This window comes from Streptomyces sp. NPDC001204 (assembly GCF_053598035.1).
In genome coordinates, this window is sequence record NZ_JBSFJL010000001.1 from 560,265 (window position 1) to 576,270 (window position 16,006).

The window sequence follows — 16,006 nt, forward strand, 5'->3', positions numbered from 1 at the left end:
GACCACCCCGGGGCCGCCCGCGGAAGTCCCGGCGGGGCGCTCAGCCGGCCTGGGCCGTACGGGCGAGGCGGTGCACGTCCCGGGCGGTGCCCGTCACCCCGGACAGGAAGCCCTGGGCCCGCGGGGAGGCGTGCGCCGTCAGCCAGCTCGGGTCGATGTCGCAGACGGTGACGCGCACCTCGGTGCCGGCCAGGGCGAGCGGCAGGGTGTGGACGACGGTGGAGGGGAAGCTGAGGACCGTGCGGCCGATCGGGCCGCGGCGGGCGATCAGCTCCAGGGGGAGCTCGGGGCGGACGATCTGCAGGCCCGTCTCCACGGCCAGCCGGTGCAGCTTCTCGGCGCTCTCGCGCCGGTGGGCGAAGTAGCGCGTCGCCCCGTGCGTCCTGGCCAGTGCCCGTACGGCGTCCACGTACCGGTCGCCGTCGACGACGCCCGTCTCCACCAGTGACGTGCCGACCAGGTCGGCGCTCGTGGTGACACTGGGCGGGCCGAAGCGGTCGCGGGTCCAGGCGAAGCGGTTCGCGGTGACCGTCACACCCCGCGGGGCCTCGTCGATCGGCATGGACGAGAACACCTCCACCCGGCGCTCCCCGCGAGGGGTGAGCCGGCGCCGGGCGGCGGCCGACACCGGGCCGAGGACGAGGTCCCGCGGGCCGCGGCGGCCGCCCTTGCGGTGCCAGCGCACCAGCCGCTCCCCGCGGGCGAGCTGGCCGACGAACTCCATCGTCGCCGTGCCGTCGTCCACGACCACGAGGTCCCGCGCCTTGGTGATCGTCAGCAGCAGCTGCACATACCGTGAGAACGGGTCCCCCATCACGACCCGCTCGGCCCGCCGGAGCGGCCCGGCCAGGCCGCCGATCGTCCGCACCGGCGCCCCGGCCCCGCCCCGCGCCTCCTCCCACCGCACCTCGTGACCCTCGTCGCGGGCCAGCTGGGCCATCCGCCGCAGCTGACCGCGGCTCATCGGATCGGTCGGCGACAGCACGACGAGGGTGATCCCGGACCCCGGGCGGGTGCGGGGAGCGGTCCCGCCCGGATCGGGGGCGCGGTCGGTGGTGTGGCCGCGGGCGTGAGCCCATTCCAGCACGTTCAGCAGTTGTACCGGGCTCTCGACGAAGGCGAGGGTGTGGGGGCTCATCGGCGCGGGACCGTCCGTGTTAAGGGGCTGGGGCTCACACCGCGACCGGCTCGCCCGCCGCCGCGGCGATCTCCGCCTCGGCGACGACGCCGGTGACGCGGCGCAGCTTCTTCATCGGGCCGAGCTCGGAGTCGTAGACCTTCTTCACCCCGTCGCCGAGGGAGGCCTCGATCGTGCGGATGTCGCGGACCAGGCGCTGCAGGCCCTGCGGCTCGACGGAGGCGGCCTGGTCGGAGCCCCACATGGCGCGGTCCAGGGTGATGTGGCGCTCGACGAAGACGGCGCCCAGGGCGACCGCGGCCAGCGTGGTCTGCAGACCCGTCTCGTGGCCGGAGTAGCCGATCGGGACGTTCGGGTACTCCTTCTCCAGGGTGTTGATCACGCGCAGGTTCAGCTCCTCGGCCTTCGCCGGGTACGTCGACGTGGCGTGGCACAGCAGGATGTTGTCCGAGCCCAGCACCTCCACCGCGTGGCGTATCTGCTTGGGCGTGGACATGCCGGTGGAGAGGATGATCGTGCGGCCCGTGGCGCGCAGGGCGCGCAGCAGCTCGTCGTCCGTCAGGGAGGCGGAGGCCACCTTGTGGGCGGGCACGTCGAACTTCTCCAGGAAGGCGACGGCCTCGGTGTCCCACGGGGAGGCGAACCAGTCGATGTTCTTGCTCTTGCAGTACTCGTCGATCTGGCGGTACTCGTCCTCACCGAACTCCACGCGGTGGCGGTAGTCGATGTAGGTCATCCGGCCCCAGGGGGTGTCGCGCTCGATGTCCCACTGGTCGCGCGGGGTGCAGATCTCGGGCGTGCGCTTCTGGAACTTCACGGCGTCGCAGCCGGCCTCGGCGGCCGCGTCGATCAGCTTGAAGGCGTTCTCGATGTCGCCGTTGTGGTTGATGCCGATCTCACCGGTGACGTAGACCGGTCGGCCGGGGCCGGCCTCGCGCGAACCGAAGGTGCGGATGCGGGAGTTGGTGCTCATGACAGGAGTCGTCCTTACTTGGTGAGGGAATCGAGAGAGGGGCCGAGGATCCAGCTGGCGATCTCTCGGATCGCGCCGTCGCCGCCGGGGACGGTGGTGACCGCGCGTGCGGCGCCGCGTACGACGTCGTGGGCGCTCGCGACCGCCACGGGCCAGCCCACCAGGGAGAAGCACGGGAGGTCGTTGACGTCGTTGCCGACGTAGAGCACGCGCTCGGGCGCGATGCCCTGCTCCTCGCACCACTGCTTCAGCGCGAGGTCCTTGCGGTCGATGCCGTGCAGCACCGGGAGCCTGAGCTTCCGGGCGCGGGCGGCGACGACCGGGTTCTGTTCCGTGGACAGGATCAGCATCCTCAGGCCGCTGTCGCGCAGCGCCGCGATGCCGAGGCCGTCCCCGCGGTGCACGGAGACGAACTCCCGTCCGTCGGAGTCGATCAGCACCCTGTCGTCGGTCTGGGTGCCGTCGAAGTCGAGTACGACCGCGTCCACGTCGGCGGCGGTGGGCAGGGCCCCCGGCCGGTTGGCGTCGAACAGCGGTGCCAGCGCGCGCGCCCGCGCCAGGTCGTGCGGGTCGTCGATCTCCAGCACCCGCGCCGGGTCGGTGCGGACGAGCTCCGTACGCCCGAAGAAGCGGTGCCGGTGCGCGCGGAACCCGGACGCCGCCATGGCGTAGGCGGCGCCGGTCTCCAGCAGGTCCTGGGGGCGGTCCTGGCGGCGCGGGCGGAAGGACTTGTCGTGGTTGACGCCGTAACCGCCCTCGGTGGCCGCTGACTCGGCGGCGGCCGCCTCCGACGGTGCGCCGGCGGTCACCGGGTCGTCCGCGGCGTCCCGCCACACGAAGCCGTGGAACGGCGCCACGGTCACCGCGGTGTCGGCGCCGTCCTCGGCGACCGCGCCCGCGACCCCGTCGACGTCCTCGCTCCGCAGGAACGGGCTGGTGCACTGCACGAGCAGCACCACGTCCACCGGGGCGCCGTGCAGTGCCTCGTGCGCGTCCATGGCGTGCAGCACGGCGGCCTCGGAGGTGGCGGTGTCACCGGCGATGGCGGCCGGCCGCAGCACCACCTCGGCGCCGGCCTGGCGGGCGGCGGCCGCGATGGCCTGGTCGTCGGTGGAGACCACCACGTCGGTCACCAGCCGGGCCGCCCGGCACTCGCGCACGGCACGGGCGACCAGCGGGACGCCGCCGACGGGGGCGAGGTTCTTCGCGGGCACGCCCTTGGAGCCGCCGCGCGCGGGTATCACCGCGAGCACGCGGCGCGCCGGGGCGACGGATCCCGCGTCCGGGTGGGCGTCGGTCATGGGCTGCACTCCTTGGTGTGGGACGCGGTCGCTCACAGCTCCCCCATCCGCCGGATCACGGGCGCCACGCGCTGCACGCCGTGGCGGTAGGCGCCGCGGGCGGCATGGCGGAAGATCCGGCGTACGGGGCCGGGCGACCGGTCGGCGGCGGGCGCGCCCGGCAGCGGGCTGCCGTCGGGGGCGAGGTGGTGGCGGGCGAGGACGCCGGGCAGGTAGCCGGGGGCCGTGACGGGGGTGTAGTAGGGCTTAAGCGGCGGGAGTTCACCGGCGGCGAGCAGTTCGTCGACGCGCAGGCGGGCCCTGTCGAAGGCGGCCTCGTACGAGCCTCCGGTGGCGACGCCCTGGCGGGCCACCCACCACGGGTCCGGTTCGGGCTCGTGGCCGTCGTCGAGCTGGTCCCAGGAGGCCAGGCAGCCGGAGCCCACGAAGTGGTGGTTGCCGAGCGCCTCCCGCACCCCGAGGTCGGTCAGGACGACGGTGGGGATGCGCCGGTGCAGGGACTCCAGCGCGGCCGTGGAACTCACCGTGACCAGCAGGTCGGTGCGGTCCAGGACCTCGCCCATGTTCCCGTACACCAGACGGAGGTTGGCGGGCAGGTCCTTGCGCTGGGCCAGCTTCTGGTACGGCAGTTCCTCGATGTGCGTGGTGTGCTCGCCCGGCTTGGAGCGGAGCTTGAGCAGCACCTCGCGCCCGGGGTGCCGGCGGGCGTGCCGGATCAGCCGGTCCAGCAGGTAGGCGCGGTCCCCGCGGCTCTGCGGCACGGAGGGCTGCGCGGCGAAGACGATCGTGTAGGGCTCGTCCTCCGCCCGGTCCGGGGTGTGCACGGCACCGCCGAGGAACGGCAGCGCCACCTCGGTCACCGACGACGCGTCGGCGCCCACTCCCTCGTACACGGCCCGGAAACGGTCCGCGTCCTGGCGGGAGTTGGCGAGGACGAGGTCGGCGCCGTGCCGCAGCAGCAGACCGTCGGTGAGCTTCTCGTAGACGACGCCGACGTAGCCGGTGACGACCACGGGCCGCTCGGTGCGCCCCTGCCAGGCGTGGGCCAGTCCGTGCAGCATGGCCTGGACGCCGCCGCCGACGAGGGCGAGCACGAGGACGTCGTACGGCTCCCGCGCCATCTCGCGCAGGAACTCGGCGGCGGTGACCTCGCTCAGACGGTCCGCGCGGACGCCGACCTCCTCGAGCTGGCGGGGGGTGGGGGTGGCACGGCCCCGCAGCAGGTAGCCGTCGAGCCGGATGTCCGGTTCACCCGAGTCGGGGGAAACACCGGCGGAAACCAAGCGGTTCGCCGTGAGGGCACCCCATTTCCACCGGGTGTCGGAATCCGCGAGAACGGCGACTCGCCGGGACTTCTTCGCACTGGCTGGCACGTCGAAGACCGTAGGAAGGCATTTCTAGGTCCCGCCCAACCCGAATGCAACAAACGGTTAACAGCACATCGCCGAATGGCGAATCAGGCCGCCGGCTGCCCGGAATAAGGGCGGGTTCACGGCGCCGCCACACGTCGTTCACTCAAGCTCAAGCTGGAGGTAAAGACGGAGGACGGGGCCGCGTCCTAACGTCACCTGCGTGGTCAAGCTCTCCGTCATCGTGCCGTTCTACAACGTCCGGCAATACGCGTCCGACACACTGAAGAGCCTGCGCGCGAACGCCCGCGAGGACTTCGAATTCATTCTCGTCGACGACTGCTCGCGCGACGAGACACCGGACATTCTCGCGCGCGCGGAGCGCGAGCTGCCGGGGGCGGTGTACGTCAGACACGAGGAGAACGGCGGGCTGGCGACCGCGCGCAACACCGGTATCGACACGGCGCGCGGCGAGTACCTGACCTTCCTGGACGGCGACGACTGGCTGGCTCCCGGCTACTACCCGCGGCTGCTCGCCGCGATCGAGGAGCTGGGCTGCGACTTCGTCCGCACCGACCATGTGCAGTGCACCGCGCGGGCGCGCACGATCCAGCGTGTCCCGCACGGCCGGCGGGGCGAGGTGATGGACCCGCGGCAGGCGATCCTGCCCGCCGAGCGCACCACCTCCGTCGACTACCCCTACGCCTGGGCGGGTGTCTACCACCGCCGGCTGGTCGACCGGGGACTGCTGCACTTCACCGACGGTCTGCGCACGGCCGAGGACCGGCCGTGGATCTGGCGGCTGCACCGGGAGGCAAAATCGTTCGCCGTGGTGGGTCTGCTGGGCGTCTTCTACCGGCGCGGGGTGGCCGGTTCCCTCACGCAGATCGGCGATGTGCGCCAACTCGACTTCATCCGCGCCTTCGACCAGGTGATCGAGGAGACCGCGGCCGACCCCGAGGCCGACCGGCTGCTGCCGAAGGCGGTACGCACCTACTGCGCGATCATCGCCCACCACCTGTCGGAGATCGACAAGTTCGAACCGTCGGTGGCCAGGCAGCTGCGGACCATGAGCGCGGCGGCGATCAAGCGGCTGCCGCAGGAACTGCTCACCGACGTCCTCGACACCATGGACCTGAACCGTTCCTCCAGGCTGCGTCGACTGCGCCGCCGGGTTCCCGCAGCGAAGGCGGCCTCCTGATGCCCCGCACCACCCAGATCTTCTGCGCCTCGACGCTGTACGGCGCCGCCACCCTGGCCGCCGCGATCGAGTCCGACTGCTTCCCCGGGGCGGACCGCCGACTGCTGCTGGTCTGCAACAACGCGGCGACGCCGGAGATCACCCCGGCCGTCGACGAGATGCCGGGCTTCGCACCGCTGCGCGACCACTTCGACGGCGTGCTGTCCTGGAACGAGGCGATCCGCCCCTTCCACCCCGGGGCCTGGTCCCCGCGCCCCGACGACTTCCCGCTGTTCGAGCGTTACCTGCGGCTGCTGTGGGACCTGGGCGACGACCGCGTGGCCCTGGTGATGGAGTCCCTCCAGGTCAACCCGGCCCTGGCCATCGCCCAGTCGTTCGCCGAGGCGCCCATCGACGTCTACGCCGACGGGCTGATGAGCTACGGCCCCACGCGCAACAAGATCGACCCGCTGGTCGGCACGCGGGTGCGGCGGCTGCTCCACCTGGACCTGGTCCCCGGTCTGACCCCGCTGCTGCTGACCGAGTTCGGCGTGCCCGCGCAGGCGCTGCCGACCGATGCGTTCATGAAGGTGCTGAGCCGGATCGGCGACGCCGTGCCGCAGCTTCCGCCGCTGCCCGAGCGCGCCGCCGTACTGCTCGGCCAGTACCTGTCCGCGCTGGACATCCTCTCCGCAGAGGAGGAGGAAGAGCTGCACGTGCGGATGCTGCGGGGCGTGGTCGCCCGCGGGCACCGCTCGGTCGTCTTCAAGCCGCACCCGACCGCCCCGGCCCGCTACAGCCGGGCGCTGGAGGCCGAGGCGGAACGGCTCGGCGTGGACCTCACCGTCCTGGACCTGCCCGTCCTCGCCGAGGTGCTGTTCGAGAAGACCCGGCCCGCGCTGGTGACCGGATGCTTCTCGACCGCGCTGTTCACCGCCTCCGCCTTCCACGGCCTGCCGGTCGCCCGGGTCGGGACCGGTCCGGTGCTGGAGCGCCTGACGCCCTACCAGAACAGCAACCGCGTGCCCGTCGTCCTGGCCGACGCGCTGCTGCCGGACCTGGAGGCGGGGAAGGACGACGGCCAGGAGACCGCCGTCGCCGCCGACATGCTGACCGGGCTGGTCACCACCGTCGGCTTCACCATGCAGCCGCAGATCCACCCGGGTCTGCGCCCGGCAGCGGAACGCTTCCTCTCCCACCACTTCGGACCGCGCACCCAGCGCTACTTCAAGCGCCGCCGGCTCACCTCGCTGGGCCTGCCGGGCGGCATCCCGGAGCGGCTGGCGTTCCTCCCCCGCAGCGCCACGGCACGCCGGGTCGTACGACGAGCGCGCGCCTTGAAGAAGAAGCTCTGAGGAGGCGGCTCGGAGCGGGCGGCCCCGAGCAGGCGGCTCCGAAGGGAAAACGGGAGGACGGCTGCCGGACGTGGACCGTTCGGCTGCGGTTCACGCGGCTTCCATAGTTTCGCCCAATGCGTCAATCATGCGTGAATTCCACGGAGTTCGGCCCGGTGGGCAGAGGATGACCCAGCAGGACATCCGCCCGCCGGTGCGCACCGCGGCTCCCGTCCGGCCCGCGCGGCCCGAGCCGCGCGCGGGCCGGCGGCCGCTGATCTCGTACGTCCTGCCGGTCTACAACGAGCAGGACGGCATCGCCGCCTTCCACACCGCGCTCACGGCCGCCCTCGCCGAACGCCCGGAGCTCGACTACGAGCTGATCTACGTCAACGACGGCTCCTCGGACGGCTCGCTCGCCATCCTCCGGGAGCTGGCGGCGGACGACGGACACGTCCGGGTGGTCGACTTCGCCCGCAACTTCGGGCACCAGATCGCCATCACCGCGGGCCTCGACATCGCCGGCGGCGACGCGGTGATCGTGATGGACACCGACCTCCAGGACCCTCCGCGGATCAGCCTGGAACTGGTCGACGCCTGGCGCGAGGGCGCCGAGATCGTGCACGCCCGCCGACGCAGCCGGCAGGACACCGCGTTCAAGCGGGCCACGGCCCATCTGTACTACCGCGTCCTGCGGTCCTGCGCCGAGGTGGACATCCCCCTGGACACCGGGGACTTCCGGCTGCTGGACCGGCGGGTCGCCGACGAGCTGCGCCGGTACCGCGAGCGCAGCCGCTTCGTGCGCGGCATCGTGGCTTCGATGGGCTTCCGCCAGACCGAGGTGGCCTTCGACCGCGACGAGCGTTTCGCGGGCGAGACCAAGTACCCGCTGCGCAAGATGGCCCGGCTGGCGATCGACGGGGTGACCAGCTTCTCCACGGTGCCGCTGCGGATGATCACCAGGCTGGGCTTCCTGGTGCTGCTGCTGTCGCTGGCCGGCATCGTCTACGCGCTGGCCATGAAGTTCTTCCGGCCCGACATCACCGTCTCCGGCTGGACGATGCTGATGGTGGTGGTGCTCTTCCTGGGCGGCACCCAGATGCTGTTCCTGGGGGTGCTGGGCAGCTACATAGGGCGCATCTACGGCGAGGTGCAGGCACGCCCGCTGTACCTGGTGCGCGAGGTGATCGGCTCCCGCGCGGACGAGCGGGACGGTCCCGGTGGCGTCTGAGACCTCGGCCGCGCCCGAGGCGTCCCCCGGCCGGGCGCCCGGAGAGCCGGCCCCGGGCCGGTCCCGCACGCTGCGCCAGCTGCTGAGCTACACGCTGATCGGCGGCAGCGGCGTCGTTCTCGACCTCGTGGCCTTCCTGCTCCTGCACAACACCGCGGGAATGGACGAGCAGTTCGCCAACGTGCTCAGCACCACCCTGGGCATCGCCAACAACTTCGTCCTCAACGCGCTGTTCACCTTCGACCGGCGCGACCGGATCGTGGTGCGCTTCCTGCGCTTCTACGCCGTGGGGCTGGCCGGGATCGCCCTCACGAACCTGCTCTTCCTCGTCTTCACCGACGCGCTGGGTATCGACGCCGACCTCGTCAAGGCGGGCTCACTGCCCCTGGTCCTGGCGCTCCAGTTCGTGCTCAACAGAAAGTGGAGCTTCGCATGAACCTCGGCATCATCGGCGCGGGTGCCACCGGCCTGACCGCCGCCTGGGACGCCGTACGCGCCGGCCACCAGGTGACCGTCCTGGAGGCGGCGGGCGAACTGGGCGGTCTGGCGGCGTCGTTGGAGGTGGGCGGCGTTCCGCTGGAGCGCTACTACCACCACATCTTCCGCAGCGACCGCGCCGTGATCGCCCTGATCGAGGAGCTGGGGCTCGGTGACGCGCTGCGCTTCCACAAGCCCACCACGGGCATCTTCCGCGGGGGCCGGCTGATCGACTTCACCACCCCGTTCGACATGCTGCGCTTCCCGGAGTTCTCCCCGCTGGACGCCGTGCGCTTCGCCGGCTCGTCCGCCCTGCTGAAAGCGGTCCGGCACGGTGAGCGGTACAACGACCGCACCGCCCTCGCCTGGCTGCGCCGGTGGGCGGGGCGCAGGGCGACCGAGGCGATCTGGGAGCCGCTGCTGCGCGGCAAGTTCGGCGACCGGGCGGAGCGGGTGTCGATGGCCTGGCTGTGGGCCCGCATCCACTGCCGGACTTTCGAACTCGGCTATGTGGACGGCGGGTTCGAGCGGGTCTACGCGGCGCTGCGGGACGGCGTCGAGGAGCGCGGCGGCAAGGTGGAGTTCGGCAAGGCGGTCGAGTCGATCCGGCAGGACGGCACGGACGCGCCCGCCGTGGTGCGCTGCGCGGACGGCTCCCGCTACGAGTTCGACCAGCTGATCGTCACGACCCCGCAGCCCGCCTTCGCCAGGGCGGCGGGGCTGCCGGCCGACGACGCCGTGTGGAAGAACCAGTACCTGGGCGCGACCTGTTTCGTGCTGGAGCTGGACCGCAGTGCGATCCCGTACTACTGGCTCAACATCAACGAGCCGGACTTCCCGTTCCTCGCGGTGGTCGAGCACACCCGCATGATCGACCCGTCCGTCTACGGCGGCCGGCACATCCTCTACGTGGGCAACTACGTGGAGCGCGACGACCGGCGGTTCACGACGGAGCCGGCGGAGCTGCTGAGGTCCTTCCTGCCGTATCTGCGGCGGATCAATCCGGAGTTCGACGAGTCCTGGATCAAGGACTGGCACTTCTCGAAAGCGGGGTTCGCCCAGCCGGTGGTGACCCCGGAGTACCGCTCGCTGATCCCCGGCCACGACACGCCGATGAGCCGGGTCAAGCTGGTGACGATGGCGCAGATCTACCCGCAGGACCGGGGGCAGAGCTACTCCGTGGCCCTGGCCCGCGAGGTCACCGCCTCGCTCGGGCTGCGCTGAGCGGACGGGCGGCGGCTCGCGGGGCCCCGGCGGCGCGTCCGTCCTGCCGGGGCCCGCTCGGAGGCCCTATCGCACCCCGCTCCTGCGGACGCACAGGACCAGATTGCCCCCGGCGCTCGCGGGCGGGCAGTCGTACACGGCGGCGATGCGCCGCGCGAGGTCCGCATCGACCTTGCCGGGCCGGAACCAGCCCCGCTCCAGCACCGCGTACGGGGCCGGATCGTGGTCGACGCAGTCGGCGTTCTCCCGGAACGACGCCAGCCCGGCGACGTCCGGCAGGAAGCGGCTGCGCTGGAGGAACGTGGCGATCGGATAGCGGCACCGGGCCGGGTGGCCGACGTAGTACGTCGTGTCGCCGAAGGCGAGGTAGAGCACCGGGGCACCGGCCGGCATCCCGGCCCGCACGCGGTCGGCCTCGTCCTCGATGTGCCGCATCCCGCGCAGATAGGCGGCGCTGGTCACCGTGACCCTGCCGTTCATCGCAAGATGCGGGGAGCCGGGCCAGATGCTCGCGGCCAGGCACACCACAGCGGCCAGGGCCGCCGAGGCGTGCCACACCCCGTACGCCGGACGGATTCCTTGCGTTCTCCGGGGTCCCCGGGCCTCCAGCAGCGCGTCCCCGAGGGCCGCGAGCAGCGCGAGGGCGCCGGCCGCCCACACGACCCCGGGCCGCTGCACCCCCTCGGGGGCCCGGGCGTACAGCACGGGCAGCGCCCCGCAGACCACTGACACGGCGCAGAACAGCCGGGGCGGTGTGCGGCGCGCGCCCCCCACGGCCAGGCCCCACAGGGCGGCGGCGAGCACGGGCAACTGCGCCGCGTGGTACAGGAACCAGTTGCCCTGCACGACCACGACGGCCAGGGCGCCGAGGCCGGTGGCCGCGGCGACCGCCAGCAGTTCGGCACGCCGCAGCCGCCCGCGCACCCGGCCCAGGACCAGCAGCAGCGCTCCGGGCAGGAGCAGCAGTACGGGACTGAGCACGGCCCGGTCGGCCAGGTAGTCCACGGAGCGGGTGAGGACGAACGACGGGTGGATCCCGGTGCGGCTCAGGGCCGACTGGTTGATCTGCGGCATGTCCCGCGTCCACTGCCACTCGTGGGACCCGGCGAGCACGCTCAGCCCGAACAGGGCCACCGCCGTGGGCACGGCGACCAGGGCGAGCCGCAGGGCCCGCCCCCGGTCGACGGCGTAGACGAGCAGCACCCCGATGGCCGCCGTGGCGGCGGTGGAGTACTTCATCATCACCGCCAGCCCCAGCGGCAGGCCCGCGAGCAGGGCCGCGGGCCACGGCCGGGCCGGGCCGATCGCCGCGGCGACGCCGAACACGGTCAGCACCACCGCGGCCCACTCGGGCTGGAGGAAGTCGGTGCGGGGGGCCAGTGCCAGGGCCAGGCCGGCGGCGCCCGCCGTGAGGGCCGCCTCCCGCGCGGTGACCCGGCGCAGCAGCGCCGCGTACAGGGCCGCGGCGGCCGCGGCCGCGAGCAGCGCTCCGGCCGCCTCCAGCAGCGTCTCGCGCAGCCCCGTGCCGCCGAAGGCGATCCGGTCGAGGCCGGCGATGAACCACCGGTAGAAGAACGGCCGGTGCGTGAACACCTCGGACGGCGAGTAGCCGGCCTCCCCGCCGGTGCGCAGCGCGCCGAGGACGTAGTGGATGTCGCCGGTGAGCCGCCGGGTGGCCACGGTGTACACCACGGCCGCCACGGCGGGCAGGGCTAACACCGGCCACCACAGCGGTGACCGGCGTACGCCCTCGGAGGGCCCGGGGGCGGCGTCCGTGCCGCCGTCCCCCTCGGCCGGTGCGGTCGGCACGGATCAGCCGCCCAGGAGGACGCGCAGGTCCGCGGCGTTCGCCTCGGTGACCTTCCACAGCTCCTGCTGCCGGCCGTGCACGTCGGCGACGGTCGCGTCGTGGTCGGCGAGCAGGTCCCGGGCGAGTTCCACGAGCCGTGCGCCGAGGTGGCGGTCGTGCACCGACACGCCCCACTCGGGCCGTTCGATGTCGTTCAGGAAGTACGCCATCTTCGGGTGCGAGATCAGGCTGATGACCGGAGTGCCGCAGCCGAACGGGATCATGCCGGCGTGCCCGCGCATGCCGATCACCAGCTTGGTGCGGGCGTACAGGTCGCGGATCGCGTCGTTCTCGAAGTCGTACATCGGGATGACGGGCATCGAGATGCCGTACTCGCGGCGCAGATCGAAGACGATCTTCTCGTCGTCCAGGGAGTGCGCCACGCACTTGACCTCGGCCAGCCCGCGCAGGCCCTTGACCGCCTCGGCCATCTGCCCCAGGAAGTAGGCGTAGTCGTGGCCGAAGCGCAGCCCGGCCCGGTCGTAGGCGGCGTTGATCAGGATGGTGTCGTCCCGCCCGGCCGGGTCCTGCCAGTCGGCGACGAGCTGGCGGGTGACCGTGGTCGGGCAGGGCTGGAAGCGCACCTTGTCGTGCAGGTGGGACGGGAGCATGGCCCGCACCTTCTCGATCGAGCCGTGGTTGCGCAGCCCGAAGAAGGCCGCCCGCTCCACGAGGAGGCGCAGCGAGGTGCGGAACCGCTCGGCGCGGTAGGACTGGCCGTCGAAGGCGTTGAACCCGACGGCGTAGACCGCGATGGGCACGTCGATGCGGTTCAGCAGGGCGTCGGGGACGTTCCACTGCCAGGCGCTGTTGCCGTTGGGCATGGTGTCCGGGATGAACAGTCCGCCGCCGCCGATGACCAGGCCGCGGCGGGCGTTGACCCGCTCCAGGGCCGCCTCGTCGAACAGCCGGTGGGCGTGCACCGGGTGCCAGCGGCGGGAGGTGGTGTCGGGCCCGAAGGCGAGGCGGACGCTCTCCGGGAGGAGCTTGTCGCCCGCGTTGCCCTGGCGGTCCATGTAGAAGGCGACGTGCGCCAGCTGGTCCTCGGGGCTGCCCTGCTGCTGGGTGGGCACGCCGCCGAGGGTGCGGCGCTGCCAGAGCCGGGCGGCCCGGTGGGTGGGGTCGACGCCGACCCCGGCCAGGGCGTACCGCTGGGCGGTGGCGTCGTCGCCGTGGACCCAGGCGATCTGGGCGAGCCGGGCGAAGGCGGTGGCGGCGCGGTTGGGCGCGGCGGTGGCGAGCAGCAGCTGGGTCCTGGCCTCGTCGTACCGGGAGACGCTCATCAGGGCGTGCCCGTAGACCTCGTGCGGCCAGGCCTCGTCGATCGGGATGTGCACCCGCTCCATGATGTCGACGGCGGACTGGTAGTCGCCGGCGCCGATGTGCGCGAGGGCGACCCGGCGGGCGGTGTCGACGTCGCCGGTGCGCTCCACATGCGGTGTGCCGTAGTGCACGAGCAGGTCGCGGTGCAGGGGCTCGGGAAGGGCGAGGAAGGCGGCGTGCAGCTCGGCGTCGTCCATGTCGAACTCGCGCCAGCGCTCCTGCGCCTGCTCGTAGCCCGCCTCGCCGCCCTGCCACGGCTTGTGCCGGCCGGTGAAGTGCAGGACGGCCGTGTCCTCGGGCACCGGCAGGTCGCCGGACAGGCGGCGCTTGACGAAGTTGTACTTCGGGTCGAGGCGGACGAAGTCGCCGTCGAGCAGGGCGTTCAGGATGCCCTGGTCGTGCTTGTCGAGCTCGTAGGTGCCGGCGCGGCCGATCTCGTCGATCCGCGCGCAGAACTCGTCGCTCAGCTGCTCCTTCTGGATCACCAGCAGGCCGCTGTTGAGCTTGGACTCCCCGTAGAAGAACTGCGGTACGGCCGCGAACCCCTCGCGCAGCGTGAGGAGTTCGCCCAGCGAGTCGAGGACCACCATGTCCGTGTCGAGGGTGATCACGGTGTCGTAGTCGCGGATGCGGAAGACGTCGAGGATGAAGTACGCCTTGCGCACCAGGTAGTTGTCCTGGTCGCCCTTGACGTACGAGTCGTAGTGGTCGGCGTCGACGCGGCGCAGCACGATCCGCGGGTGCAGGGCGCGTATCCGGGCTATGGAGGAGGGGCGCAGGTCGTCGTGGAGGACGACGAAGTCCTCGCACACGTCCGGGTTGGACAGGGCGAGCGAGCGCAGCAGGGCGAGGAACCCGGGCAGGTAGTTCTCGTCCACGAAGCTGGCGAAGGCGATGCGGCGCTTGCCGGTCAGCGCGCGGGCGGAGCCCTCGGCGAAGGCCGGTGCCGGGGTTCCGGCCGCGGTGACGACGGGGCCGGAGGCGGAGGTGTGGGTCGCGGTCATCGCAGGGAGATCCTCATGCCGGAGACGCTCTGGGCCCGTTCCATGACCCACGCCTTCTCAGTGGTGTATTCGTGGACGGACGTGATGGGCAGCTTCATCGCGGCGTCGACGCGGTACGCGCCGCTCTCGTAGAAGTCGAAGCCGATCAGGTCCAGGGTGGGGCTGACGTCGAGGAAGTCGAGCAGCCAGAGCATGTTGAAGCCGCTGGTGGGGATCCCGGGGAACACGTCCGTGCCGAGGTTCCCGATGTTGCGCGCGGGCCAGCGCAGCGACTCGTCACCGAGATACCGCTGGACGCCCGGCACCAGCCGGTGGCGCAGGGAGTACTTCCAGTCGCTGGAGTTCCCGCCGAAGACGAGGCGGGTGGTCACGGGCTGGTCCCAGTTGAAGCCGTGCTTGTGGATGGTGACGTGGATGTCCGTGCGCCGGCCGGTGTGGACGGGGTCGATCCGGTACGAGTTGAAGCGCACGACGAGGTCGTAGGCGTCGATCTCGGAGCCCAGGGAACTCTGGCCCACCTTGCCGGAGTTGGCGATCAGGCAGATCGACTTGCCGGCGATCTGGTTGCGGAACTCGCCGAGGGTGATCCACTCCAGTCCGCCGAAGAGCGGGTCTCCCACCGGTCCGCGCAGGCGGTTGCGGCGCTGCTCGGCGAAGAGGCCGATGGCCTCGGTCAGTTCGGCCGTGGGCCGGACGTGGACGCGGGTGACCAGGTCGAGGTACTGGCTGAGCGCTTCCAGGAAGTCCTGCTCCGGGGAGCCGGTGCGGTCCATGGCGAGCAGGGCGCCCACCAGGCGGGCCTGCGCGCCGTCCCAGTCGCCTTCGGTGTGCGCCTGAAGTCCCTCGGCCCACACGTCGGTCGGGGGCCGCTCGGCGAAGGTGGCGGCGGCCGGGACGTCGCGCTCCAGCAGCGCGAGCAGTTCCGCGCGCCGGTCCTGCGCGGTGCGGATGCCCGCGATCCGGGCCGAGGTGCCGAACCCGTCCTCCTTCGTCAGGGCCAGGTAGCGCTCGTAGGCCTCGACCGCCGCGACGGGCAGCCCCATGGCCTCGAGCAGCCGGCCGCGCAGCCGCCAGCCGGCCCGGGAGTTCTTGCGCTGGGTCAGGACGGTGTCGCTGACGAGCAGCGCCAGGTTCAGCTCGTCGTCGTAGCCGCAGTCCAGTGCCTTGTTGCCGACCGCGAGGAAGGCGTCGAGCAGGTCGTTGCCGATGCCGCCGCCGACCGCCTTGGTGCCGCGCCGCAGCAGGCCGCCCGCCGTGGACGCCGCCGGCGCGGACTGCTGCTGTCCGGCCCACAGGGCGAGCAGCTGACGCAGTTGTTCGGCCAGCGCCGCGCGGCGGTTGTCAAGGCTGCCGACGACCTTGCCGCTGTGGACGGCACACGCGCGCAGGCAGTCCTCCAGCTCGGTCGGGGTGACCTCGGCGCCGGGCAGACCGGGTTCCGCGGACGCCGGTCCCCCGGGCCGGGAACGTGACCATCTGCTGCGAACCCTCGTCATGGTGCTCCTGCTCTGAAAGGTGGGAAAACGGCATGGAATTGCCAAGGGCCTGGGAGGAAGGTTGAAAAACGTTAAGAAAGCAATGCGACGTCCCGGTGAACCGATTGAGGCCAGCAGCCAAACACCG

Annotated in this window: 12 protein-coding genes; 5 read left to right on the forward strand and 7 right to left on the reverse strand. The window is 72.1% G+C overall.

Going from position 1 to position 16,006, the window contains the following annotated elements:
- Nucleotides 1-40: 40 nt before the first annotated feature.
- The 4 genes from ACWC91_RS02560 to ACWC91_RS02575 are packed head-to-tail and all read right to left on the reverse strand — an operon-like array spanning nt 41 to nt 4,785.
- A complete protein-coding gene (locus tag ACWC91_RS02560) occupies nt 41-1,138 on the reverse strand; it encodes a hypothetical protein (RefSeq protein WP_376504161.1) in 1,098 nt (365 codons plus the stop codon).
- 34 nt (nt 1,139-1,172) lie between these two features.
- Entirely contained in the window at nt 1,173-2,111 is a 939-nt protein-coding gene (locus tag ACWC91_RS02565) for an N-acetylneuraminate synthase family protein (RefSeq protein ID WP_225078946.1), read from the reverse strand.
- 14 nt (nt 2,112-2,125) lie between these two features.
- Nucleotides 2,126-3,412 (reverse strand): acylneuraminate cytidylyltransferase, encoded by a 1,287-nt coding sequence (locus ACWC91_RS02570; RefSeq protein ID WP_281155121.1) that lies wholly within the window; start codon nt 3,410-3,412, stop codon nt 2,126-2,128.
- 32 nt (nt 3,413-3,444) lie between these two features.
- Nucleotides 3,445-4,785 (reverse strand): DUF6716 putative glycosyltransferase, encoded by a 1,341-nt coding sequence (locus tag ACWC91_RS02575; RefSeq protein WP_450641689.1) that lies wholly within the window; start codon nt 4,783-4,785, stop codon nt 3,445-3,447.
- 199 nt (nt 4,786-4,984) lie between these two features.
- Here ACWC91_RS02575 and ACWC91_RS02580 point away from each other — a divergent pair, with 199 nt between their 5' ends.
- The 5 genes from ACWC91_RS02580 (at nt 4,985) to ACWC91_RS02600 (ending at nt 10,207) form a co-directional block, all read left to right on the forward strand.
- On the forward strand, nt 4,985-5,962 hold the full coding sequence (locus ACWC91_RS02580; protein WP_225078949.1) for a glycosyltransferase family 2 protein: 978 nt from the start codon (nt 4,985-4,987) through the stop codon (nt 5,960-5,962).
- Nucleotides 5,962-7,296 carry an alpha-2,8-polysialyltransferase family protein gene (locus ACWC91_RS02585; RefSeq protein ID WP_450641690.1) on the forward strand — a complete coding sequence of 445 codons (1,335 nt, stop codon included), beginning with the start codon at nt 5,962-5,964 and terminating at the stop codon, nt 7,294-7,296. The genes ACWC91_RS02580 and ACWC91_RS02585 overlap by 1 nt, the downstream gene beginning before the upstream one ends.
- Nucleotides 7,297-7,462: 166 nt before the next feature.
- On the forward strand, nt 7,463-8,506 hold the full coding sequence (locus ACWC91_RS02590) for a glycosyltransferase family 2 protein (protein WP_450641692.1): 1,044 nt from the start codon (nt 7,463-7,465) through the stop codon (nt 8,504-8,506).
- Nucleotides 8,496-8,942, forward strand: a complete 447-nt coding sequence (locus ACWC91_RS02595) for a GtrA family protein (protein ID WP_225078952.1) — start codon at nt 8,496-8,498, stop codon at nt 8,940-8,942. Before ACWC91_RS02590 ends, ACWC91_RS02595 begins: the two co-directional genes overlap by 11 nt.
- On the forward strand, nt 8,939-10,207 hold the full coding sequence (locus tag ACWC91_RS02600; RefSeq protein WP_225078953.1) for an NAD(P)/FAD-dependent oxidoreductase: 1,269 nt from the start codon (nt 8,939-8,941) through the stop codon (nt 10,205-10,207). The genes ACWC91_RS02595 and ACWC91_RS02600 overlap by 4 nt, the downstream gene beginning before the upstream one ends.
- Before the next feature lie 66 nt (nt 10,208-10,273).
- On the opposite strand, the gene ACWC91_RS02605 is transcribed toward ACWC91_RS02600, so the two are convergent.
- The 3 genes from ACWC91_RS02605 to ACWC91_RS02615 form a co-directional block, all read right to left on the reverse strand.
- A complete protein-coding gene (locus ACWC91_RS02605; RefSeq protein ID WP_450725760.1) occupies nt 10,274-11,926 on the reverse strand; it encodes a hypothetical protein in 1,653 nt (550 codons plus the stop codon).
- Between the two features lie 93 nt (nt 11,927-12,019).
- Nucleotides 12,020-14,383 (reverse strand): glycosyltransferase, encoded by a 2,364-nt coding sequence (locus tag ACWC91_RS02610; protein ID WP_225078955.1) that lies wholly within the window; start codon nt 14,381-14,383, stop codon nt 12,020-12,022.
- Entirely contained in the window at nt 14,380-15,879 is a 1,500-nt protein-coding gene (locus ACWC91_RS02615) for a glycosyltransferase family 29 protein (RefSeq protein ID WP_450644551.1), read from the reverse strand. Before ACWC91_RS02615 ends, ACWC91_RS02610 begins: the two co-directional genes overlap by 4 nt.
- Nucleotides 15,880-16,006: the final 127 nt, after the last annotated feature.